Source organism: Actinocrinis sp., assembly GCF_035946395.1.
GTDB lineage: Bacteria > Actinomycetota > Actinomycetes > Streptomycetales > Catenulisporaceae > Actinocrinis.
Genome location: NZ_DASYZI010000442.1, coordinates 1 through 22385, shown reverse-complemented (window position 1 = coordinate 22385; position 22385 = coordinate 1). Strand labels below are relative to the sequence as shown.

Below are 22385 nucleotides of genomic sequence, written 5' to 3'. Positions count from 1 at the left end.
CGGCCGAGAGTGCAGTGCCGGCTTGAGGTCGTCGCGCATGACGATCTCAAGTGCTCGGAGCCGGCTGCGAAACGCCGTGTTGAGTTCTCCGTACTCGCTGGAGTCACGTGTCAGCGTCGCGCTATACGCGAGTAAGTCACGCAGTGTTTGCAAACTCTCGTACACACTCTTCACCGACGCGTGCACGTGATCAGGTGCAGCGATCGCCCCCCACATACCCGCAGCGTAGTCACGAATAAGGAGATCCGCAGCATACTGATCGCCACGGCTGTGCTCGGTGCGGCCTGATCGTGGCCGCAGGCGAGTTGTTCTGCCCAGCCTCAGCCCTCCTTGGTCGTTTCGTCGGCGACGTAACGCACCAGCCCCTCGGAACCGGACTCCTTCAACACGCGCCGTTGGCGATGGCTGCCGTTGCCGTCATCGAGCATCTGCTCGACCAGGGCGGCGACCTGACTCGCGTCGCCGTACTCGGCAAGTGCCGGGAACACGTGGTGTAGCAACGCTCGCGCCGCGTCGCGTGCCGTGACTGGCGTGCCCGCACTGGTGATCAGCGATCCTTCGAGGCCGTAGCGCGCCGCGTGCCAGCCGGCTGCGGTGACGATTTCGGGCAGCGTTCGCGGCGCGGGCTCGCCCGCCTGGTGCTTCCAGATGGCGGTCTGGGCGAGGCCTCGGATCAGGCCTGTCAGCATCACCGCCTCCTCGACGCGCAGCTGCACGTCCGAGGCCCGCACCTCCACGGTCGGATACCGCTCGGACAGGCGGGTCTGCCAGTAGATCTGCTGCACGTCGCGGATCGCGCCGCCGGTCACCAGGGCGCGCACCCGCCGGTCGTAGTCGCTCGCGTCGGTGAACGCCGGGGGCGGGCCGCTGACCGGCCAGCGTCCGAACACGACGGTGCGCCAGCTGGCGAAGCCGGTGTCCCGGCCACGCCAGAACGGCGAGTTCGCCGACAGCGCCACCAGCACCGGCAGCCATGGCCGCAGCCGGTTGAGCACGGCCACGCCGGTCGCCCGGTCGGGCACGCCCACGTGCACGTGCATGCCGTTGATCAGCTGCTCGTCGACCAGCTGCGGCGCGTCCTGGTACAGGCCCCGGTAGCGCGGCGTGTCGGTGATCTCGATCGGCCCGTCGGTGCTGTACGGCGCGGCGCCGGTCGCGACGAGCCGGCATCCGGCCTGCTCGGCGGCCTCGCCAAGGGCGTGACGCAGCCGCAGCAGGTGGCCGCCGACCTCGTCGAGCGTCTCGCACACCGGAGTGGCGACCTCAAGCTGGGCGAGCAGCAGCTCGCGATGGATCTCGGTACTGGACAGCGCCGGCTGCAAGCCGGCCGCCTTGCAGACCGCCTCGGCCGCGGAGACCGGGAACCCGCGGGCTCGGTCGAGCAGCAGGTACTCCTCCTCGACGCCGAGCGTGATCATGACGTATTTCTACCCTACGCATCGACTCGAAACCGGCATTAAAGGGATGAAGGGGATGAGGAGGATGAAGAAATGGTAAGTCGATCTTATGAACGGTGCTGAGTCGCCGTCAGGAGGCGTGACGACCCCGGGGCCAATAACGACTCGGCGCTATTTATCGGACGGATGCTTGCCAAACGGCGGCGCCGAACATGATGCGGAAGGGGCGCCAGAAACCCGGCGCCCGATTCGTGCCCGTCCGAAGGAGTTCGACTTGCGATCAACCCATGCCCGCAGCTCGATCCCGGTGCTCGGAACCGGCGCGGCGGCGCTGCTCGTGGCGCTCGCCCAGACCTCGTCGGCCGTCGCGGCGCCAACCGCGTCCGCGTCCGCCGACCGCACCGGCTCCAGCACCGCGGCGCGCCCGGCCGCGGTGGTCAAACCCGTTCCGGCGGTGGCCGGCCACATCGACGCCGCCACGCTCACCAGCCCGCTGCCGACCTCGCAGTGCCTGACACAACTCGGCATCCGGTGCTACTCGCCGGTGCAGTATCACACCGCTTACAATCTCGACACGCTCTACGAGCACGGACTCACCGGCGCGGGCCGCACGATCGTGCTGGTGGACTCGTTCGGCTCGCCGACGATCCAGCACGACCTGGAGGTCTTCGACGCCCAGTGGGGCCTGCCGGACACCACGGTGAGCGTCGTGCGCGCCGGCGACGTCCCGCCGTTCGACCCGAAGAACCCCGACATGGTCGGCTGGGCCAGCGAGAGCACGCTCGACGTCGAATACGCGCACGCGATCGCGCCGGGCGCGCACCTGGTGCTCGTGGAGACCGCGGTCTCGGAGACCGAGGGCGTGACCGGCTTCCCGGAGATGATGAGCGCCGAGAAGGCGCTGATCGACGCGGGCGTCGGCGACGTCATCTCGCAGAGCTTCGGTGCCACGGAGAACACCTTCCCCGGCTTCGACAAGGGCGACTTCAGCAGCCTGCTCCAGCTGCGCTACGCGTTCAAGGCCGCCAGGGAACACCACGTCACCGTGCTCGCCTCCTCCGGCGACGACGGCGTGACCAACGCGATGCTCGACGGCTCGACGCTGTACACGATGCCGGTGAACTCGTGGCCGTCGTCCGACCCGCTGGTCACCTCGGTCGGCGGCACGCAGCTGTACCTCGACGACGCCGGGAACCGGATCTCGCCCGACAGCGTGTGGAACGACGGCATCGGCGCGGGTGGCGGCGGCCTGTCGGCGGTCTTCGAGCGGCCGGACTTCCAGGACGGCGTGAGCAACGTGGTCGGCGACCACCGCGGCACGCCGGACATCTCGGCGTCCGCGGCGGTCAACGGCGGCGCGTGGGTGTATTACACCTTCAACCCGGCACGGGCCGGCTGGCATATCTTCGGCGGCACCAGCGAGGCCTCGCCGATCTTCGCGGGCATCGTGGCGCTCGCCGACCAGGCCGCCGGGCAGCGGCTCGGCAACATCGACGACGCGCTGTACGAGCTCGGAGTCGGCAAGCACGCCGCGCACAACGGCGTCGTCGACGTCACCGTCGGGGACAACTCGTTCGGCGGCGTCACCGGCTACTCCGCAGGGCCGGGTTACGACCTGTCCAGCGGGCTCGGCACCTTCGACGCGGCGAAGCTCGTCAAGGCCCTGGCGCACTTCGACGGCTCGGACTCCGGCGACTGACGAACGGCGTCCGAGCGCTGCTCGCCGCCGCCGGTGTGATCCCGGTCCCCGGCGGCGAGCAGCCGGCTGCCGGCGTCGACGTCTCGGCGGGTCAGTCGCGTATCCCCAGCGGTCGCCTGGTCGGCGAGATGTAGGCCAGCAGCGGGATCGGCCGCAGGCCGTAGCGCCGCTTGAACGCGCCGTTGCGCCGCCCGCACTCGAATCTCGGCACGCCGAGGTCGACCGCCAGCCGCAGCGCCTCATAGAAGAGCACGTAAAAGGGGCTGAACGTGTCGGCCGCGACGTAGTCGACCCCGCAGGTCCAGAAGTGCAGGCGCTGCGCGTCGACCAGGCAGATGCCCACGCCGACGATCCGGCCGCCGAGGCTTATCTCGATGATGCGCACCGCGTCGCCGAGCCGCAGCTGGAAGTCCTGGAAGCCGCCGTGCGGGTAGAAGTTCGCGACGCCGTGCTTCTCGCCGGTGCGGCGCACCAGGCTCAGGTGGGCGTCGAGGTCGGCGTCCTCGGGGCGCAGGACGCGCACGCTCGCCCCGGACCGCGAGGCACGCCGCTGGTGGACCCGCATGGTGTAGCGGTACCTGCTGGACAGTTCGTACACGTAGTCGTTCAGGCCGAAGCCGGGCGGCAGGTCGAGGATGTAGCGCTCGTCGATGGGCAGGCCGTGCGCGCCGATTCCGTCGAGCGCGGCGGCCAGCGTCCCGGTGGCGTCCACGTTGACCAGGCCGTACCAGGGCGCTGCGAAATCCGCGGCCAGCTCGCGCAGGCCGTCCAGGATCGCGGCGACGCCCTCGTGGTCCGCCGGGCCGCCGCGGGCCGGAAGCCAGGTGTCGTAGCAGTGCCAGGCGTGGCTGATCAGGCCGAGCGGCCGGGTGGCGATGGAGGGCTCGTACACGGCCAGCGAGCCGACCGGGTCCATCTCGGGCAGCAGCACGGCCGGCAGCGCGGCCCGCGGGGAGCGGTCGGCGTCGCGCAGCATCAGGTAGGCGTAGGCGCGGGCCGGGCTCATCTCGGCCTTGCGGTAGGCGGACAGGAAGGCGCTGCCGTAGAAGACGGGTGCTTCGACCTCGTCCATCAGCGCGTCCCAATCCGGGATCGTCGTCACGTCGTCGTGGATCTCCAGCGTGGCCGTCACTTGCCGCCTACTCCTTCAGAGCCGTCCATGTGTCACCGGTGTCGCGTCGTTCCCGCTGCGGTGGTGGTCCGTGTGGTGGTCCGTGCGTTACCCACCCGGCCCGCGCCATCGCGGCCAGGAAACTCTCTGCGAACGCGCGCTCGATGCGCAGCCCCGAGCCGAGCGCGGCCCTTTCGATGACCAGTTCGGCGTGCGCGCGCCCGTCGATCGCCTGGGCCAGCGCCATCGCGATCGCGTAGAACCGGGCCCGGTCCGCCGCGATCTCCCCTTCGAGCCGGCGGCGGTCGTCGGGGGCGCACTGCCCGATCAGCGCACGCACATTGAACGGACCGGGCCAGGCGCGGGTGAGCGGCCACTCGGCCCGGTCCGTCCCGACATATTCGAGGGCTGAATCATGGTAGACCCCGGCGGGGGCTGCGCGCAGGCTCGCGTGCAGATCGGCGAGCCAGGCCTCGTGGACGGCGATCCGCCCGGGTTCCGCGCCGATCTCCAGCAACGAGCGCAGCGCGCCGGCCCCCGCGTCGTGGACGTGTTCGAGGAGCCGCGCCCGGTCGATCGCCCCGTCATCCGGATCGGCGGGTGACGGCAGGCAGGCGACCATGCGTTGCGCGGCCCGGCGGGACACCAGCCGCGCGAGATCCTCGGCCTGCGCAGGGCCGTGATCGTCACAGGCGACGCAGAGCACTGACGCGGCGATCGCGGCCGAGCGGCGCAGCTCCTGCGGATCGACCTTGTCGAGGCCGTCCGCGGCGCTGTGGTTGTAGCGGTCCGGCCAGTGCCCTATCTGGATCGCCGGGCAGCCGACAGACCTGTCGACGAGCAGGCTGTGATCGGACGCGCCCACGTACGGCGTGCCACGCCAGGCCCACACGTCGCAGGGTACTGCGCCGCTGTACGACCGGGACGCCTGCGGTAGCGCTCCCGCCACGGCGTCGGCGACGGCGTTGACGAAGTGCGGCAGGTAGTCGGGACAGTGCTCGATGATCAGCGGGCCGCCGCACAGGCGCTGGTCCTCGCCGACCATGTCGAGGTTGACCGCCGCGAGCGGACGCTGCCAGCCCGGCTGCCCGCTGCGGGAGTGCAGGTATGCGGCGAGACCGACGAACTCCGGGCCCCAGACGAACCGCACGCGGTTGCGCAGCGGCCTGCGTGTCAGGAGCCTGCCGACGGCGAGCGCGGCGGCGACGCCGGAGGCGTTGTCGTTCGCGCCCGGCGCAGGGTGGCACAGGTGCGCGGTGACCAAGCACTCGCGTGGACCGCCGCTCGCGGTGCGCGCGGTGACGACCGGCATGTACTGCGGGCTCGTGTCGACGTCGACCGCGACGACGGCCCGGCGCCCGGCCGCGGCGGCGTCGCGCAGGCCGGCGAATCGCTCCGGATCGACGCTGAAACCGATCAGGCCACTGTCAGGCGCGAGTTCGACCCGGCCGACGTGCCCGGGACGATCCGGGTGCGTCACGACGGCGAACCCGGCCGCCGCGGCGTCTCGCAGCCGGGCGAACAGCTCGGGGCCGAGTGACGAGATCGACTCCACGAGAACGAGCGCGCCCCGCTGCCAGGTCGGCTCAGCCGCCCCGACGATCGGCAGAGTACGGGGCTGCGCGGTGGTGCCGGCGGAGTTGGCTGCGAGCGAGTAAGGGTGTTCTGGGTAGCTGGCCAGCGGCGGCCCATCGGCGATCGACAGCGACGCTGAACGCGGCGTCCAGGAAGCCGGGGCGGCGAACGTCCACCAGCGGGTGCGGCCGTCCGCCGGCAGCCGGAGGACTTCGACCTCGACCAGGCCCGCCCGCCGAGCCTCCTCGGCGACCAGCTCAGCGGCCGCGGCGATCCCGGCAGAGCCCTGATAGCGGTCGAACCCGGCCAGCTCGGCGAGCACGCGCATCGCCTCGTCGATGTCGAGCCCGTGGTAGAGCCCGGCGACGGTTTCCGCGAGCCAGGTCACGGCACATCCGGCAGGTCGAACAGGGCGCGGAAGGCGCGCAGCCTCTCCTCGCAGAGCGGCAGCGCGATCTTCAGCATGCCCTCACCATAAAGGCCGGGCAGGTCCTTGACGATCAGACTCCTGCCGCTGATCGCCTTGCGAGCGGCCTCGCCGGCGGGCGCGGTGACCCAGGGCAGGCAACCCGCGCCCTCGTCCACGTGCAGCCCGGCACCCCGGAGCGCTCCGGCCACCAGCGGCTTCACGGCGGCGATCCGGCTGCGCAGCGGACCGAACACGTCCCCTTGTCCAAGCAGGCGCAACGCGACGGCCAGACCGGCGCTGTTGGCGGAAAGCTCCGGGGCCGCCTCGCGCAGGCGAGCCGTGAGTTCCGTACCGGCGAGCGCGAACCCGATGCGCAGACCGCCGCAGCAGTAGCCCTTGGACATGCTGCGCAGCACCACGAGGTTCTCGTGCCGCGCGACGAGCGGGACGCAGCTGACCGATGGGCCGCCATAGGTGGCGTACGCCTCGTCGACGACCACTGTCGCGGCCCAGGCAGCGGCCTCCTCGCACAGCGCCCTGACGAAGGCGGGGTCGGCGAGTTCGCCGGCGATCGTCGGCCGGTCGAGCAGGACGAGCGCGGGGCGCCGCGACGCCACCTCCTCAAGCAAAGCGTCCGGTCGGGGTTCGGACACGTACACGCGCGCCCCGGCCAGCTCAGCCCTGCGCGGCAGGTCGGGATGGCCACCGGCCTGGTACAGCACCGGTCCCGGTTGGGCGAGCACGGCGAGCGATTGCAGCAGTCCGGTGATCCCGGCTCCGGCGGTGACCATGTCCGGCGTGAGATCGCATCCGAAGTGGGCGGAGAGCACCGGCGCTGCGCGAGTTCCCGAGTACGGGTCGGTGACGGCGTATTCGCGTGCGATGTCGGCGAAGTCCTCCTGCTGCGCGACGCGGAAGGCGAGGTTCACGGCCGGACGTACGAACTCGATCTCGTCCGGCGTCCAGCGCAGGTCCAGTCGCCCCTCAGGCGAAGCGCTCAGCTCCGGCCGATAGGCGTCGATCGACGCTCGCGCGTGCCCGCTGCCCGGATTGCGGGCCAGGAACTGCGCGTAGCGGGTCTCGATCCCGGCTTGCGCTCCCGCCGTGAAGTCGGCGTCGACGCGTTCGACCTCGAATCCGGCTCGCTCCAGCAGATCCCTGACTTCAGCCGGCTGGTACAGCCGCACGTCGTCGCGCAGCACGGCCGGTTCGTCCGCGTCCCGCTCTTCCGCCTCGCCACCGCGGGAGACGACCACACTGCCGACGCTGCGTCCGCTGACCGTCCGAAAGCTGCGATGAAAGTCGGCGCGCAGGCCGTCGGTCTGAAACGTGGCTTCAGGCGCGTAGTGCCGGACGATGGCGAGCACGCTGGAGTGGTCGAGGATCAGCAGTCCTCCGGGCACGAGCCGGCGGCGCAGCTCGCGCAGCAGCCGCAGCTGTTCCGCGTCCGAGCCGAGGCCGAAGGACTGCACGCAGATCGCCGCGTCCGACATCGGCACAGGCAGCGGCCGCGTGCGAAGCAGGTCGCAGTGCACGAACCGCGCCTCGACGTCAGCCGCGCGCGCCGAATCGGCAGCACGCGCAAGCGCCCACTCGCTCACGTCCAGGCCGGTGACCTGGAATCCGCGAGCAGCCAGGGCGATCGCGTGCCTCCCGGTGCCGCAGCCCAGGTCGAGCACGCGCCGCCCGGGGGCGTTCAAGCCGAGCACCGAGGCGAGGTACTCGGCTTCACGGCCGGTGCGCTCAGCGGTGTATTCGTGCTCGGCGACGGCCCAGAACTCGCCGCCGAAGTAGTCCTCGTACCAGGGCCGCCGCGTCGTGCCGCCGGTCATGCGACATCCGCTCGCAGGACCTCCTGGCGTTGGAAGAACCCGCATACGTCGCACAGTCCGGCCGGATTGCGCACGCCCTCCTGCAACAGGTACCGGCCGCCGCAGACGCGGCACAGGTCGTCCACCATCGGCAGCAGCGAGCGCTGTACGTTCTCGAACGCGCTGAACAGGTAGTAGTCGATGCCGGGCCAGAGCTCGTAGAGGTGGTCCGCGACCGCGTACGCCATCGAGCGCTCGTCCGGGCCGGTGGCGAAGCGCCCCGGCGCGCCCTGCCGGTTCAGCTCCGGCGCGACCAGTTCGAGGTAAAGGGTCAGCTCCTTCTTGGTGATCCGGTAGAGCGGGAACACGTAGCGGAATTCGCCGAGTTCGCGGGTCGGGATGCCGCCCATCCGGTATCCGGCGGTGAACCAGGTGACCATGCTGGCGACCAGGTCGTCGGCGTTGAAGCCGAAGGCCACCACCGGGGCGCCGCGCCGGGCCGCCTCGCGTTCGAGCATCCGGCGCAGCACCTGGTGCCCGATCACCATATTGAGATTGCGGTGCTCCCCCGCGACCAGGCGGCTCATCACGTCCACGAACGGGACGCGCAGGTGGAAGACGTCCGCGACCTCGTCGGCGGTGACGACCACATGCTCGACGCCGAGCCCCGCGCAGGCGTCGAGCGCGGCCTGGAAGGTGGCCGGCTCCTCCCAGTCCGGCAGGCCGGTGATCGTCACGGCGGTCATCTCGACCTCGGGCCACCGGCCGCGCGTGCGCTCCAGCAGCTTGAGATAGGCGACGCTGTCCCGGCCGCCGGACAGGCCGATCACGATGTGGTCCCCCGGGCGCATCGTCTCGCCGAACCCGACGCTCTGCGCGAACGTCGTCTCGACGTACTCGACGAAGGCGTCGGCGCCCAACTGCTCGGCGCGGCGCTCCATGGTCCCGCCGTGATCGAAGAGCACGGTCTTGACATACACCGGATCCGGCGTGCCGTACGTATGCGTCTTCGGGTTGCGCAGCACGTCCAGGTCGTAGTGCCGCACCTGGCGCAACTCGATCACGTCGCCGGGCTCGACGACGGCGGTGCTCTCCGGTATCACCTTCCCGCCGCGGTAGGCGAGCACCGCGTTGGCCGGGATGCCGTTGGCCCGCAGGACGTCCGAGAGCGGCTGACCGGCGGTCGCGGTCAGCGTCTCCGAGCCGCCGGTCTTGTTGCGGAACACGACACTGGCTGTCACGGTACTGCTCCGTTTCAGAGGTGCGCGGCGGATGTCGGGGCGGGCATTGGCACAGCGGACGCAGGTGCGCCCCAGGCGGCGAAGGGGACCAGCATCTCGTCTTCGGTGATGGAGCCGTGTTCGTAGGCGAACGAGGGATCGGGTACCGGGAACCGCGGCGAGGCCGCGACCGCCACGATCTCACCGATTCGTGCTCTGACGATCGGTGTGACGCGCATCAGCCCCCGGTCGTCGAGTTCGCCGGGACTGAAGACGAACGCGTGCTCGCCGAGGGCCGCGCGCAGCTCGTCGGCGAGCCATTCTTCGAGCCCGGGCAGGGGATGCAACCAGCGGACGCGCCCCGCTCCGCCGCTCGGCGCGCGGCAGTGGCGCGGGTGGTCAAGGGCGTCCCAGCGCGCCGCGAGCCGCTCGTCCGGCGCCACCGGGACCTGGCCGTGGTCGGCGTGGGCGAGCACGGTCCAGCCGCGATCCGCCCAGCGGGACGCCGCTTCGTCCAGCGAGCGCAGCGCCGCCGACAGGGCCGCGTCATAGCCGTTGCGGTGGATGTGATCGTCCAGATTGACGTACGCCCACAGCAGCAGCGGGTCGGCGCGAGGTTCCGCGATGACTGCCCCGACATCGCGCACGGTGCGTTCGACGATCTGCGCGACGGCCCGGGCGGGGGGTTCGCCGCCGCCGGAACGCAATGTCGCTCCGCGCAGCAGAGCGCTGATCCATGAGCCGCGCAGCGCGGCCAGTTCCGGTCCGAGCGCGAGGGCTTCGGCACCGAGTGTACGGGCCATGCCGAAGATCGTCGGGGCCGCAAGCACCGGCGGTTCGGCTTGGTCCGGTGACGACGGCCGAGCCTGACGCGGTGACGCCGGGTCCCGCCACGCCGAGCTGTGCGACGCCGCCGCGGCCTCGCCGGTCACGACGTTCACCAGACGATCGGTTCCGGGCTCGCGGTAGACCATGCCCACGGCCCCGTGATCGCTCGCGTCGAGCCCGGTGACCGAGGTGAGCCACGCGGTGGCCGAAGTGCTCGGCATCGTGGAACGCATCGTGGCGAGCTCGGCGTGGGTGAAGGTCTCGGCGGCGATGTGCAGTGCCAGCCCGTCGAGGGCGAGCACGATCACACCGGGCAGGACGGCGCGCGTAGGTGGACCGTCCGGGCGCGCGGAATCGACCCGCGAACCCGCGAACCGCACCGTCAGACACGATTCGATGCAGGCAGGAACGCCCCGCAACCCGACTGTTCCGATCATCACACCGGATACTTGGCGTCGCGGCCGGGGCGCGGCGGCCGACAGGCACTCGGCACGCCGCGAGGGCCGGGAGCGCTGTGCAGTCGCGCTGCGCGCGAGCCGCGGATCACCAGTTGGGCACGCAGTCGGTGCACGTCGTGCGGAACTTGACGAGCTGAGCGGCCTGGCGGGCGGCGATCATGCGCTCGACGAACTCGGGGACCAGCATCACGGGGGCCGTGGCGACGCCGCGGCGCACGGGCGCCTCGGTCTTCGAGGCCATGGGTTCCACACTCCATCCGATCGCGGTAGGGGCGGTTCCGGGCTCGCATGTCCGGACGTGTACGGGCACCTGGTGTTCCGGTGGACGTCGCCCGCGGGTCACGCGATATTTCGGACGCTAAGACAGTGTTCGATGACTGTCAAGGTCGACGACGTATTCGAGCGATGCAGTCGCCAACAGGTTTGCGCCGTTCGCGCGCGGATGCAGGCCGGGACAAGATGAGGCAAGCCGACACGAGACAAGCACGGGGTATAAGGCAATAACCGCGCAAACCGGACCGGCTCAGTTCAGGAACAGCGCCGCGCCCTCGTGCCGGCTGTGGCGAGCACGCAGTTCCAGTACGGCGAGTGCCACGGCCAGCCAGCAACCGCCGGCGAGCGCCTCCTGCCCGGTGAGCGCGGCGACCTGCCCGGCGCCCATGCCGGCGAACACCCCGCGCACCGCCCGCAGGCCGTGAGTCAGCGGCAGGAACGCGCCGACGCGGCCGAGGACCGGCCCGAGCGAGGAGGGCGCGAATTCGGGGCCGCACAACGCCATCATCAGCGTCAGCGTTCCGTTCGACACGACGTTGCGCAGATCGTGGGCGGTCAGTACCAGCGAGCCGAGGAACAGGCCGAGGCAGTAGCTGCTCAGCGCGGTCACGACCATCACGCCGGCGACCGCGGGCACCGTCGCGGCCGTCAGGGTCAGGTGCGCGACCGGGGCCAGGATCAGGATCGCGCCGAGCCCGCAGGCCAGCCCGTCCGGCAGCCAGAACAGGCTGCGGCCGGCCAGCACGGTGCTCGGGCTGCTCGGCGAGGCGACCAGCAGGCCGAGCGTGCCGTTCTCCAGCTCCCAGGTGGTCGAGCCGGTGGCGTTGAGCCCGTGCAGCGTGACCATCAGGACCGCGTTGCCGACCAGCAGGAACCGCGCCTGGCCGGGCCCGAGCAGGTTGCCGATGGTCAGGAAGAACAGCACCTGCGCGATCATCCGCATGAACCAGCCGAGCAGCCAGGTGCGCAGCGTGAACATCACGGAGTGGTCGGCCAGCCCGGCCCGCGCCGCCCAGACCAGGACGCCGAAGCCGTTGCGCAGCCGCGTCGCGGCCCGCCGGAAGGCGTCGAAGCCGGTGCGGCGCTCGTAAGCCCGCTGATGCGCGCTCATCGCAGCCCCAGGGTCCCGGCCTCGCGCACCAGGCGCAGGACTCTGCGAAGGATGAGTTGCCCGAGGCCGAGCAGCGCCGCGCCGAGCCCGAGGATCACGCCGAGCCGCCAGGCGACGCCGGTGACCGCGGCCGGGCCCATCGCGTCGCGCAGCAGATCGGAGCTCCACGACAGATAGATCAGCCGGGCCGGCGGGTGCGTCCACGCGGGCAGCGAGCCGACCGGCACGAACACGCCGCCGAGCAGCAGGAACGGGTAGCTCAGCGAGTTCTGGAAGGTGCGCGCGGTGCGGGTGGCCACGAACAGCGCGGCCATCAGCGAGGCGGCCTCGGCGGTCGCGGCGGCGGTCGCCAGCAGGGCCAGCGCGAAGACCGCCGGGTGGTGGACCTGCGGCGCGATCCGGAAACCGAGCACCGCGACCAGCCACACCTCCAGGGCCGTCACGAGGCTGACCGCGGTGGTGAACAGCACCCTGCCGCCGACCACGCGGGCGAACGAGGCGGGCGCGGCGACCAGCGGCTCCAGCGTGCCCAGCCACCGGTCCGCGTCGATGATCTCGCCGGAGATCAGCAGCGCCATGCTCCACACGCCCATCAGCACCGGCGCGAGCAGGCCGTTGGCGATCAGGTCGGTGCGCCCGCAGTGGCGCACCAGGGCGAGGAACACCACGGCGAGCAGCGGCGCGCGCACCAGGTCGACCCAGTAGTCGCGGCTGGCGAGCATCATCCTGCCCTGCAACCGGAACGTGGCGGCGAGCAGCGTCATCGAGCCCTGCCGCCGGCGGGTTCCCCGCTCAAGTGCCCCACCGGCTCCCCGCTCATGTGAGCGGTCACATCGGCCTCGGCGTCGCCGAGCAGGCCATGGCCGTGAGAGTTGTTGCGCATGACGTCGAGATCGCCGTGCACGAGTTTGAGGTAGACCTCTTCCAGACTCGGCAGCTCGGTGCGCACGGAGGTCACCCCGGCGTCCACCACGAATGCCAGAACGCTGCCCGCCGCCTCACGGCTGTCCAGCGAGACCAGCGTCGAGCCGTCCGGCGCGTTCTCCACCGCCGCGACGCCGGGTTGCACGCGTATGCGTTCGCGCAGCGCGGGCGCCACGCCCTCCAGGCGCAGCCGTTCGTAACGGGAGATCCACCGGGCGAGCGTCTTCGGGGCCTCGGTCGCCACGATCCGGCCGTGGTTGACCATCGTGACGCGGTCGCACACCGTCTCGGCCTCGACCAGGTCGTGCGTGGCCAGCAGGATGGTGCGGCCCTGACGCGCCAGGGACCTGACGCAGTCGCGCAGCTGCCGGGCGGCCAGCGGGTCGAGGCCGTTGGTCGGCTCGTCGAGCAGCAGCACCCTGGGCTCGGCGATCAGGCCGCGGGCCAGGTGCAGCCGCTGGCGCATGCCGACCGAGTAGGTCTCGACCTTGTCGTCGGCGCGGTCGGCGAGCCCGAACTCGTGCAGCAGTTCGTCCGCGCGGGCGCGTCCCGCGGCGGTGGACAGATGGTAGAGCGCGGCCCAGTAGCGCAGGTTCTGCCGGGCCGTCAGCCGCGGGTACAGCCCCCGGTCGCCCCCGAAGACGACGCCCAGCAGCGGGCGCACCGCGCGATGCCCGGCCACCACGTCGTGCCCCAGCACCCTGGCCCGCCCCGAGGTGGGCAGCAGGACCGTGGACAGGATCTTCATCAGCGTGCTCTTGCCGGCCCCGTTGGGGCCGAGCAGCCCGTGGATCTCGCCCTGCTCGATGCGCAGCGAGACGCCGTCGAGCGCGACGATCTGCCGGCCCCGCCGCTCGCGGTAGACCCGCCGCAAGAGGTCGGTCTCGACCGCGGGCTCGCTGTCCTTGTTCACCGATTTCCCTGTTCCTCTAGCGGATGCCGTCGACGGCGCTGTCGATCCACTCCTGGCGGCACGCCCCGGCGGCGAGCAGGTACGACCCGGCCGGGGTGAGCGCGACCAGGCTGCGGCCGGTCCGGACGAATTCGAGCCCTGACGCACTGCCGTTCGCCCCGGCGCCGCCGGCGAGCGGCACGCCGAACAGCGGCAGGCCGAGCGCCAGCGCCCGGTACGCGCCGATCCGTTCGTGCAGCAGGTCGCTGGCACGGTCGGCGAGGGCCGACTCGCGCTCGACGCCGGACTGCGCGGCGTAGGCGAGCGCACGCACCGGATGGGACCAGCGGGCCGCCGCGCGCACCCGCCTGGCGACGCGCTCACGCCGCGCCGCGGCGGGCGCCTCCGGCAGCACGACCGGCAGCGGCCAGCCGAGCGCGGCCACCGCGTCGGTCAGCGTCTGCCACTCCGGCCACAGGCCGGTGCGGTTCAGGCCGTCGCGCAGCGCGTCGAGGCTCTCCGGGGTCAGCTGCTCGACCAGCAGCGCGAGGTCCAGCAGGTCGCGGGACCGGTAGTCGCGCTCCCACAACTCGGCGGCCAGCGCGACGAGGTTCGCGGCCGGCGGCGGGATCGGCGGCCTGGCCAGCTGGTAGGGGGGCCGCGAGGTGACGGTGACGATCTCGGCGGTGGTCAGCCCGACGGCGAGCTCCTCCCCCGCCGGATCGGGGCCGGGCCGGGTGATCTCCACCAGCACGTGGCACGGCGGCGTCCCGTCCGGGCCGAGCTGGCCGATCACCGTGTCCCCGGGCCGGGCGGCCAGCACGGTGAAAGCGGCGACCCGCCAGCCGCCACCGAGCAGGAACGCGGCCGCGGCCCACAGTTCGTCAGGGGACGCACATACGACGTCGAGGTCGCCGGCGGAGCGCAACACGCCGGCGGGGTAGTGCGCCGCGATGCTCGCGCCCTTGAGGACGAAGGCGGCCGGGGCGACCTCGGTCAGCCCCTGCCAGGTGGCGCGGTAGAGCTCAAGCCGCTCGCGGTGCGCGGCGAGCCCGGCGCGCTGCGCAGGCGTCAGGGCCCTGCCATCGCGCTCCCAGAGGCTCAGCAGCGTCGCGCCGAGTTTGTGCCGCTCGGCGCGGGCGGCGTCGAGCAGCTCGTCGTCGCCCGCGCCGGGATCGAACCCACGCGCGGCCAGCAGGCGGCGCACCGTCTCGACCGAGACCCGAGGCACCGGCCTCCTCCCGTTCGGTTGCCGCGTGCTGCCCGCGGACCGGCGCTACTTGCGGATCTTCGGCTTCTTCTTCACCCGGATCCTGACCTTGCGCGCTGACGACACCATCCCGGACCACCTCCCGCCGCAGCCGTCGAATACCTTCGAGCCATGCTAGGTTACGTATCAGTTCCCGACAACAATCCACGCCGGGGCGTGCGGGTGAACCAGGGGGTGTCCGAGCAGCGGGTGAACGTGCACGAACTGCTCGCGCCGCCGGTGACCACCGACCCGGACCGGCGCACGCTGTATCCGCAGGACGTCTACTTCCGCGAGATCGCCGAGCAGCTGGACGGGCTGGCGGACCGCCCGGCGCTGGAACGGGTGCTGGAGCGGACCAGCTTCCTGATGTTCAAGCCGGAGGCGCTGGCCGGCCGGCGGGTCGGGCGCGCCCTGGACTACGCGGCCGAGCGCGGCTTCGAGCCGCTCGGGGCGCTGCGGGTGCGGATCGACCCGCGCACGCTGCGGGAGATGTGGCGCTACCAGCTGAACGCGGCGCCGCTGTCCACGGTCCGCGCGGTGGACATGGTCATGGCGGCCGCCGACTGCCTGGTGGTCGCGCTCTACGACACGCGCGGCCCGCAGCACACCGGGCTGACCGCGGCGGTGCGGCTGAGCAACCTGAAGGGCTCGACCGGGGATCTGGAGGCGGACCGCGGCCGGGGCCTGCTGCGCGAGGCACTGGCGTGCACGACGCAGTGCCTCAACTTCGTGCACGCGCCCGACGAGCCCGCCGACCTGCTGCGCGAACTGGCCGTGCTCTTCGCATGGCCGAACCGGGCCGAGCCGCTGCGCATCCTCAGCACCCTTCCGTCGCCGGAGGCGCGCGAGGCCGTGCGGCGGGAGACCGCGCGCTGGTATTCGCTGCACCCCGAGCATCCGCTCGACGTCGACTCCGCGATCAAGGCACTGCGATCTGCGGCGCAGGACGATCCCGCGCGGGCCGCGATGACGTCGCGGCTGCTGCTCGCCCTGGAGCGCCGCCCGGGCCCCGAATCCGAGTTGCTGCGCCTGGTTGACTGGCTGGATCACACGCCTTCGCCCCTCGGCGCGTGGGATCGCATTACCCTTGCTTCGTACCTCGTCGACAGGCAAGCCTCCGACCGCATGCCCCTGATCGGCCCGCCGCCGGGGGAACGGGCCGAGGCGCGCCGCCGACGCGCCGAGTCAGCAGCCCTGACCACCAGTCGTTAGTCAGCCTTAGTGGAGCCGCCCGATGACCGCTTCCCTGCACGGCCCGGCGGTTTGGGAGGACGAGACGCTCCGCTTCGGCCCGGTCGACCGGGTGGCGGCGCTGTCCGACGTACACGGCAACGTCCCGGCGCTGGAAGCGGTGCTGGCGGACATCGAGGCCAGCGGCGCGGATCTGGTGGTGTTCTGCGGGGACCTGACCTGGGGTCCCGAACCCGACGGCACGGCCGGGCTGGTCGCGGCGCTCGGCGAGCGCGCGGTGTGCGTGCGCGGCAACGGCGACCGTTTCGTCGGCGAACTGCTCGCCGGCAAGCCGCCGACCACGCCGCGCGAGCACTGGGTGCCAGGCCGCCACTCCCCCGGGGCCGCCGCGTTCATCGCGGGCTTCCACTTCAACGTGGTGGTGGAGATCGCCGGCCTCGGCTCGGTGCGCTTCTGCCACGGCTCGCCGCGCAGCGACAACGAGCTGATCACGCCGGGCACGCCGCAGGAGCGCTTCCGCGAGCTGGCCGCCGGGATCGACGAGCGCATCCTGGTCAGCGGGCACAGCCACCTCCAGTTCGACCGGATCGTCCCGGACGGGGAGGGCGGCGGCTGGCGCAGCGTCAACCCGGGCAGCGTCGGCCTGCCGTACCACGAGGGCGAGCCCGGGATCGCCTGCTGGGCGCTGCTCGGGCCGGGCGTCGAGCAACGCCGCACGCAGTACGACGTCTCCGAGGCCGTCAGGCGCAGCGTGGACGCCGCCGACCCCGGCTGCGACGCCTACACCCGGCTGTTGCTCACCCCGCCGAAGCCCGCCGAGATCATCGCGCTGGCCGAGGCCGAGATCTTCGCGGACTGACGTTCCGGCCCCTGGTGCCAGGGCAACCCGGCCTTCGCCCGCAAGCGAAGCGCGCCAGGGCGCCCTATGGCAGGGCACGGGCACGCTCTCGCACTGTGGTTGGTGCGTGGGCGTGCCCGCAACGTAGCCAGAGATCGTCATGGAGCGGCGAGCAGGGCGAAAGCCAGCTGCCACGGCACCAGGCCGTACCTCTTGGATCATGTAGATCCGGATCGGTGGCTTCGGCGGGGTGAGCAGTCCTCGCCCTCGATTACCTGCTCAGCGCAGGCCGAGCAGGTAATCGAGGGCGAGCTGGTCGAGCTGCTCGAAGGCCATGCCGCGCTCGGCGGCGGCGTTCGCGTCGAAGTCCTCGTACGCGGAGCGGTCGGCCAGCAGGTCGGCCAGCGACTCGCCCTCGCCGAACGTGGTCTGCGCGAGCTGGTCGAGCCGGGAGGCACGCAGCGCGGCCTGGACCTCGGGGTCGGCGCGGAACGCCGCGGTCTTGTGCTTGAGCGCCAGGTAGTTGCGCATGCACCCGGCGGCCGAGGCCCACACGCCGGCGAAGTCCTCGGTGCGCGGCGGTTTGAAGTCGAAGTGCCGCATGCCCTGGTACCCGGCCGACTCCAGCAGGTCCACCAGCCAGAACGCCTGACGCAGGTCGCCGGCGCCGAAGCGCAGGTCCTGGTCGTACTTGATGCTCGACTGGCCGTTGAGGTCGATGTGGAACAGCTTGCCGTGCCACAGCGCCTGCGCGATGCCGTGCGGGAAGTTGAGCCCGGCCATCTGCTCGTGGCCGACCTCGGGGTTCACGCCCACCAGCTCGGGGTGCGCCAGCTGCTGGATGAACGCCAGCGCGTGGCCGACGGTCGGCAGCAGGATGTCGCCGCGCGGCTCGTTCGGCTTCGGCTCGATGGCGAAGCGCAGGTCGTAGCCCTGTTCGAGGACATAGTCGCCGAGCAGGTCGAAGGCCTCCTTCAGCCGGTCGAGCGCGACGCGCACATCCTTGGCCGCGCCGGACTCGGCGCCCTCGCGCCCGCCCCACGCCACGTAGACCGTCGCGCCGAGCTCAGCCGCCAGGTCGATGTTGCGGATGGTCTTGCGCAGCGCGAACCGGCGCACGTCCCGGTCGTTGGCGGTGAAGGCGCCGTCCTTGAACACCGGGTGCAGGAAGAGGTTCGTGGTGGCCATCGGCACGCGCATGCCGGTCTCGTCCAGCGCCGCGCGGAAGCGCTTGACATGCGCCTCGCGCTCGGCGTCCGAGGAGCCGAACGGAATGAGGTCGTCGTCGTGGAACGTCACGCCGTACGCGCCGAGTTCGGCCAGCCGGTGGACGGTCTCGACCGGGTCGAGCGCCGGGCGGGTCGCCTCGCCGAACGGGTCGCGGCCCTGCCAGCCGACGGTCCACAGGCCGAAGGTGAACTTGTCGGCGGGCGTGGGGGTGAGGGACTGCGTCATCGCTTGCTCCCGGAGTTCGAAGAGGGCTAGCCTCTATTCGTAAACGCGGAATACAAATTACACCGCCCAAACTACTCCTTCGCGGCTCCCGACGGTATCCACCCCTCACGCGGGCCGCTCGTCCGGTCGAAAGGACTATGACAACGATGTCAGGTGCCGCAGCGCGCGTCGTGATCGGCGTGGACAGCTCCACTCAGTCGACCAAGGCCCTCGCGGTGGACGTGGACACCGGCGAGGTCGTCGGGCAGGGCCGGGCGCCGCACACGGTCAGCGGCGGCGCGGCGCGGGAGAGCGATCCGCGCGAGTGGTGGGAGGCGTTGGTCTCGGCGCTCGGGCAGACCGGTTTCGCGGACACCGCGGCGGCGGTCTCGATCGGCGGGCAGCAGCACGGCCTCGTCACGCTCGACGCGCAGGGCGACCCGGTGCGCCCGGCGCTGCTGTGGAACGACGTGCGCAGCGCCCCGCAGGCCGCGGCACTGGTGAAGGAGGTCGGCGCGCGCTGGTGGGCGGAGCGGATCGGCAGCGTGCCGGCCGCGTCGTTCACGGTCACCAAGTGGGCGTGGCTTCGCGAGAACGAGCCGGAGTCGGCCGAGCGGGTCACGGCGGTGCGGCTGCCGCACGATTATCTGACGGAGCGTCTGACCGGCCGGGGGACGACGGACCGCGGCGACGCGTCGGGCACCGGTTGGTGGACGCCGCAGGGTTACGACACTCGCGTGCTTGAGCGGGTCGGACTGGACAGCGCGCTGCTGCCCGAGGTCGTCGAGCCTGGAAAGCCGGCGGGCACTGTTCGTATCGACGCGGGACGCGGCGGATCGCCGACGCCGCTGCGCGAAGGTGTGCTGGTCGGCGCGGGCACCGGAGACAACGCGGCGGCGGCGCTCGGCCTCGGACTGCTGCCCGGCGCGCCGGTGCTGAGCCTCGGCACATCAGGCACCGTATACGCGGTGACGCGGGGCCGCCCGGCCGACCCGAGCGGAATCGTGGCGGGGTTCGCCGACGCGCTCAGCGGCTGGCTGCCGCTGGCGTGCACGCTCAACTGCACGCTCGCGGTCGACCGGTTCGCCACGCTGCTCGGGCTGGACCGCCAGGCCGTCGAACCGGGGGGCACCGCCGTGGTGCTGCCGTACCTCGACGGCGAGCGCACGCCGAACCTGCCGTTCGCCTCCGGGCTGCTGACCGGGCTGCGGCAGGACACGACGCCGGGCCAGCTGCTCCAGGCCGCATACGACGGCGCGGCGTTCTCGCTGCTCGCAGCCCTCGACGACGTGTTGCGCGAGGGCGGCGAGCAGCTCGCGTCGGACACGCCGATCCTGCTGATCGGCGGCGGGGCGCGCGGATCCGCCTGGCAGGACACGGTGCGCCGGCTGTCCGGGCGGCCGGTGCAGGTGCCGGCGGCCGAGGAGGTCGTGGCGCTCGGCGCGGCCGCGCAGGCCGCCGGGCTGCTGACCGGCGAGCCCGCGGACGAGGTGGCAAGACGGTGGCGTACTGATGCCGGACCTGTGCTCGAACCGTTGCCCCGCGACGACACATCCCGTGCCCTCATCGCGGATACCCTGCAACGAGCCGAAGCAGGTGGCCTGTTCGGGACCGGTTTGGCCGATCGCCGGGCAGCTGGCGAAGGTTAACCCGTTAAGCCGGGAGAGTCACGCCACCCGCTCAAGGCGGATCGGATCGGAGAGCCGAGGAGGGGCAGCGTGAGCGACCCGGCGGACACGCAGCCCACCGACGCGCAGCCAGCCGGCACGCGGCCGATTGAGACACAGCCAATTGAGACACGGCCGACTGACACACGGTCGATCGGCGCGGCCCGGCCGCGCGGCGCCCGCGCCGAGCACGGCGGGGGCCCGGCGTCGCAGCAGGGCATGCGGCGGCAGAACCTGGCGCTGGTCATGGGCGCGCTCGCCGCGCACGGCCCGAGTTCGCGCGCCGAGGTCGCCGAGCGCACCGGGCTGACCAGGGCCGCGGTCGGCAGCCTGGTCAACGAGCTGGCCGCGGCCGGGCTGACGACCGATCTCGGCCTGGCGCCCAGCGGCCGGGTCGGCCGGCCCGGCACCGCGCTGGCGCTGAGCGGGCAGGGACCGGCGGGGCTCGGCCTGGAGATCGCGGTCGAGCATCTGGGCGCCTGCGTGATCGACCTGCACGGCACCGTGCGCACGTGGGTCGAGATCGAGGCGCCGAACCGAGGCCGCAAGCCGGGCGAGGTGCTGGCGGAGCTGAGCGACGTGGCCGCCGCCGCGCTCCAGCACGCCGCGGCGCAGGGACTGCACCCGGTCGGCACGGTGGTCGCGGTGCCCGGCCTGGTGGACGCCGCGAGCGGCACCGTGGAGCAGGCGCCGAACCTCGGCTGGCGTGACGTGCCCGTCGCGGCGTCGCCGGCCCAGTGGCTGCCGGCGACGCTGCGGGCGGTCCCGGTCGAGGTCGACAACGAAGCGAATCTCGGCGCGCTGGCGGAGCTGTGGCACGGCTCGACCCGCCCGCCCGACTTCGTGCACGTCTCCGCGCAGGCGGGCATCGGCGCAGCCGTGGTGATCGGCGGACGGCTCTTCCGCGGCGCGCGCGGGTTCGCCGGCGAGTTGGGGCATGTCCCGGTGCAGCCGGACGGTCCCGTGTGCACCTGCGGCGCGCGCGGCTGCCTGGAGCAGTACGCGGGCGAAGAGACCGTGCTGCGCGCGGCGGGGCTGGCCGGCGTGGGCGGCGACCACATCAAAACGCTGACCGACGAGGCGCTGGCCGGGAACCGGCGGGTGCTCGACGCGCTGGACCGGGCGGGCCGGGCGCTGGGCACGGCCCTGTCCGGCGCGGTGAACCTGCTCGACCCCTCGGCGCTGGTACTCGGCGGCGCGTATGCGGAGCTCGGCGAGTGGCTGCTGCCGGGCATGCGCGCCGAACTCGCGGCGCGCGTCACCGTGCGGCCGTGGAATTCCGAGGCGCTGCAACCGTCCGAACTCGGCCGGCGCGGCCCGCTGCTCGGCGCCGGCACAGTGACGATCAGGCGCATCATCGAGGACCCCGCGCGTTACGCTGCCTGGCGCAACACGCGTGAGGTACGTAAAAGCAGCTGATCGGCACGCCGTGGGTCGTTAGTGTCTCGATATATGCAGAGCCCACAAACGTCGCGCACACCTTCCGCGGCGTTGCCCGAGACAGCATTGCCCAAGACAGCACCACCTGAGACAGCGCTGTCTGAAACAGCGTTGCCAGACACGCTGCGCGGAACACTGGTGATGTTGCGCCCCGCGCACGATGCCGACATCCCCGCACTGGTCGCGATCCGCGCAGACCCCGAGGTGTACCGCTGGTGGCGCGGCGGCGAGGACCTGGCCGCGACCGTCGCCGACGAGTTGGCCGACGACGAGGCGCACAGCCTGGTGATCGAGTACGAAGACCGGATCGTCGGCCTGATCCAGTGGTCGGCCGAGGAGGAGCCGGACTACCGTCACGCGTCCATCGACATCTACCTCGACACGGCAGTTCACGGCCACGGGCTCGGGAGCGATGCCGTGCACGCCGTGGCGCGTCACCTGATCGCCGATCACGGGCACCATCGGATCACCATCGATCCGGCGGCGGACAACCAGGCGGCGATCCGCTGCTACGCCAAGGTCGGCTTTCGCCCGGTCGGCCTAATGCGCCGCTACGAGCGCGGCGCCGACGGCACCTGGCACGACGGCCTACTGATGGATCTGCTGGCCGATGAGCTCACCGATCCGAACGGAAGCCCGGCCAGTGTCGAAGAGCCCGGACCAGAAGAGTCCGGAAGAACTGCGCGCGGCGGCGGGTTGTAGCTGGCGCGGCCGTGGTAGGCAGGTCGCCTGGCGATGAATGCGGAGACTGAGAAGGAGGCCGTCATGGCGACGGTACGCGCGGTGTGGAACGGTCAGGTGATCGCCGAGAGCGACCAGACCGTCGTGGTCGAGGGCAATCAGTACTTCCCGCCG

At 71.9% G+C, this 22385-nt stretch carries 19 protein-coding genes and 1 pseudogene; 7 read left to right on the top strand and 13 right to left on the bottom strand.

Translation table 11 applies throughout. The features are described 5' to 3' along the window. Nucleotides 1-216 (bottom strand): hypothetical protein (locus VGS97_RS28180; RefSeq protein ID WP_326856710.1); only part of this gene is annotated, 216 nt, incomplete at its 3' end. A 104-nt stretch (nt 217-320) separates the two neighbouring features. Further along, nucleotides 321-1418: a glutamate--cysteine ligase gene (locus tag VGS97_RS28175; RefSeq protein WP_326856709.1), complete on the bottom strand. Its 1098-nt coding sequence runs from the start codon at nt 1416-1418 to the stop codon at nt 321-323. A gap of 253 nt (nt 1419-1671) precedes the next feature. On the opposite strand from VGS97_RS28175, the gene VGS97_RS28170 reads away from it, so the two are divergent. Then, nucleotides 1672-3096 (top strand): S53 family peptidase, encoded by a 1425-nt coding sequence (locus tag VGS97_RS28170; RefSeq protein WP_326856708.1) that lies wholly within the window; start codon nt 1672-1674, stop codon nt 3094-3096. Between the two features lie 91 nt (nt 3097-3187). On the opposite strand, the gene VGS97_RS28165 is transcribed toward VGS97_RS28170, so the two are convergent. The 10 genes from VGS97_RS28165 to VGS97_RS28120 form a co-directional block, all read right to left on the bottom strand. Further along, entirely contained in the window at nt 3188-4228 is a 1041-nt protein-coding gene (locus VGS97_RS28165; RefSeq protein ID WP_326856707.1) for a GNAT family N-acetyltransferase, read from the bottom strand. 7 nt (nt 4229-4235) lie between these two features. Then, entirely contained in the window at nt 4236-6170 is a 1935-nt protein-coding gene (locus tag VGS97_RS28160) for a DUF4910 domain-containing protein (RefSeq protein WP_326856706.1), read from the bottom strand. Beyond that, a complete protein-coding gene (locus tag VGS97_RS28155) occupies nt 6167-8023 on the bottom strand; it encodes an aminotransferase class I/II-fold pyridoxal phosphate-dependent enzyme (RefSeq protein WP_326856705.1) in 1857 nt (618 codons plus the stop codon). Before VGS97_RS28155 ends, VGS97_RS28160 begins: the two co-directional genes overlap by 4 nt. Continuing rightward, complete coding sequence (locus tag VGS97_RS28150; RefSeq protein ID WP_326856704.1) at nt 8020-9243, bottom strand: hypothetical protein; 1224 nt, start codon at nt 9241-9243, stop codon at nt 8020-8022. The genes VGS97_RS28155 and VGS97_RS28150 overlap by 4 nt, the downstream gene beginning before the upstream one ends. Nucleotides 9244-9257: 14 nt before the next feature. Beyond that, nucleotides 9258-10430 carry an alkaline phosphatase family protein gene (locus tag VGS97_RS28145; protein WP_326856703.1) on the bottom strand — a complete coding sequence of 391 codons (1173 nt, stop codon included), beginning with the start codon at nt 10428-10430 and terminating at the stop codon, nt 9258-9260. Nucleotides 10431-10593: 163 nt separating this feature from the next. Then, a complete protein-coding gene (locus VGS97_RS28140) occupies nt 10594-10749 on the bottom strand; it encodes a hypothetical protein (protein WP_326856702.1) in 156 nt (51 codons plus the stop codon). Nucleotides 10750-11031: 282 nt separating this feature from the next. Continuing rightward, complete coding sequence (locus VGS97_RS28135) at nt 11032-11892, bottom strand: ABC transporter permease (protein WP_326856701.1); 861 nt, start codon at nt 11890-11892, stop codon at nt 11032-11034. Next, nucleotides 11889-12656: an ABC transporter permease gene (locus tag VGS97_RS28130; RefSeq protein ID WP_326856700.1), complete on the bottom strand. Its 768-nt coding sequence runs from the start codon at nt 12654-12656 to the stop codon at nt 11889-11891. Before VGS97_RS28130 ends, VGS97_RS28135 begins: the two co-directional genes overlap by 4 nt. Next, nucleotides 12653-13729, bottom strand: coding sequence for an ABC transporter ATP-binding protein (locus tag VGS97_RS28125; RefSeq protein WP_326856699.1), 1077 nt, complete (start codon nt 13727-13729; stop codon nt 12653-12655). The genes VGS97_RS28130 and VGS97_RS28125 overlap by 4 nt, the downstream gene beginning before the upstream one ends. A 16-nt stretch (nt 13730-13745) precedes the next feature. Then, the gene (locus tag VGS97_RS28120; protein ID WP_326856698.1) at nt 13746-14939 is read right to left on the bottom strand and encodes a hypothetical protein; all 1194 of its coding nucleotides are present in this window, start codon (nt 14937-14939) and stop codon (nt 13746-13748) included. 201 nt (nt 14940-15140) lie between these two features. Between VGS97_RS28120 and VGS97_RS28115 the strand changes: the two genes are divergently transcribed. Continuing rightward, nucleotides 15141-16172: a hypothetical protein gene (locus VGS97_RS28115; protein WP_326856697.1), complete on the top strand. Its 1032-nt coding sequence runs from the start codon at nt 15141-15143 to the stop codon at nt 16170-16172. 22 nt (nt 16173-16194) lie between these two features. After that, nucleotides 16195-17010 (top strand): metallophosphoesterase family protein, encoded by an 816-nt coding sequence (locus VGS97_RS28110; protein WP_326856696.1) that lies wholly within the window; start codon nt 16195-16197, stop codon nt 17008-17010. A gap of 258 nt (nt 17011-17268) precedes the next feature. Here the strand turns inward: VGS97_RS28110 and xylA are convergent, their stop codons facing one another. Then, on the bottom strand, nt 17269-18444 hold the full coding sequence (xylA, locus tag VGS97_RS28105) for a xylose isomerase (protein ID WP_326856695.1): 1176 nt from the start codon (nt 18442-18444) through the stop codon (nt 17269-17271). Between the two features lie 146 nt (nt 18445-18590). Here xylA and xylB point away from each other — a divergent pair, with 146 nt between their 5' ends. The 4 genes and pseudogenes from xylB to VGS97_RS28085 all read left to right on the top strand — a co-directional run. After that, the gene (gene xylB / locus VGS97_RS28100) at nt 18591-20072 is read left to right on the top strand and encodes a xylulokinase (protein ID WP_326856694.1); all 1482 of its coding nucleotides are present in this window, start codon (nt 18591-18593) and stop codon (nt 20070-20072) included. Between the two features lie 237 nt (nt 20073-20309). Next, entirely contained in the window at nt 20310-21509 is a 1200-nt protein-coding gene (locus tag VGS97_RS28095) for an ROK family transcriptional regulator (protein WP_414641863.1), read from the top strand. Between the two features lie 162 nt (nt 21510-21671). Then, nucleotides 21672-22151 (top strand): annotated as a pseudogene (locus VGS97_RS28090) (GNAT family N-acetyltransferase); the annotation flags it as partial. 144 nt (nt 22152-22295) lie between these two features. Beyond that, on the top strand, nt 22296-22385 hold a 90-nt coding region (locus VGS97_RS28085; RefSeq protein WP_349262293.1), incomplete at its 3' end, for a DUF427 domain-containing protein.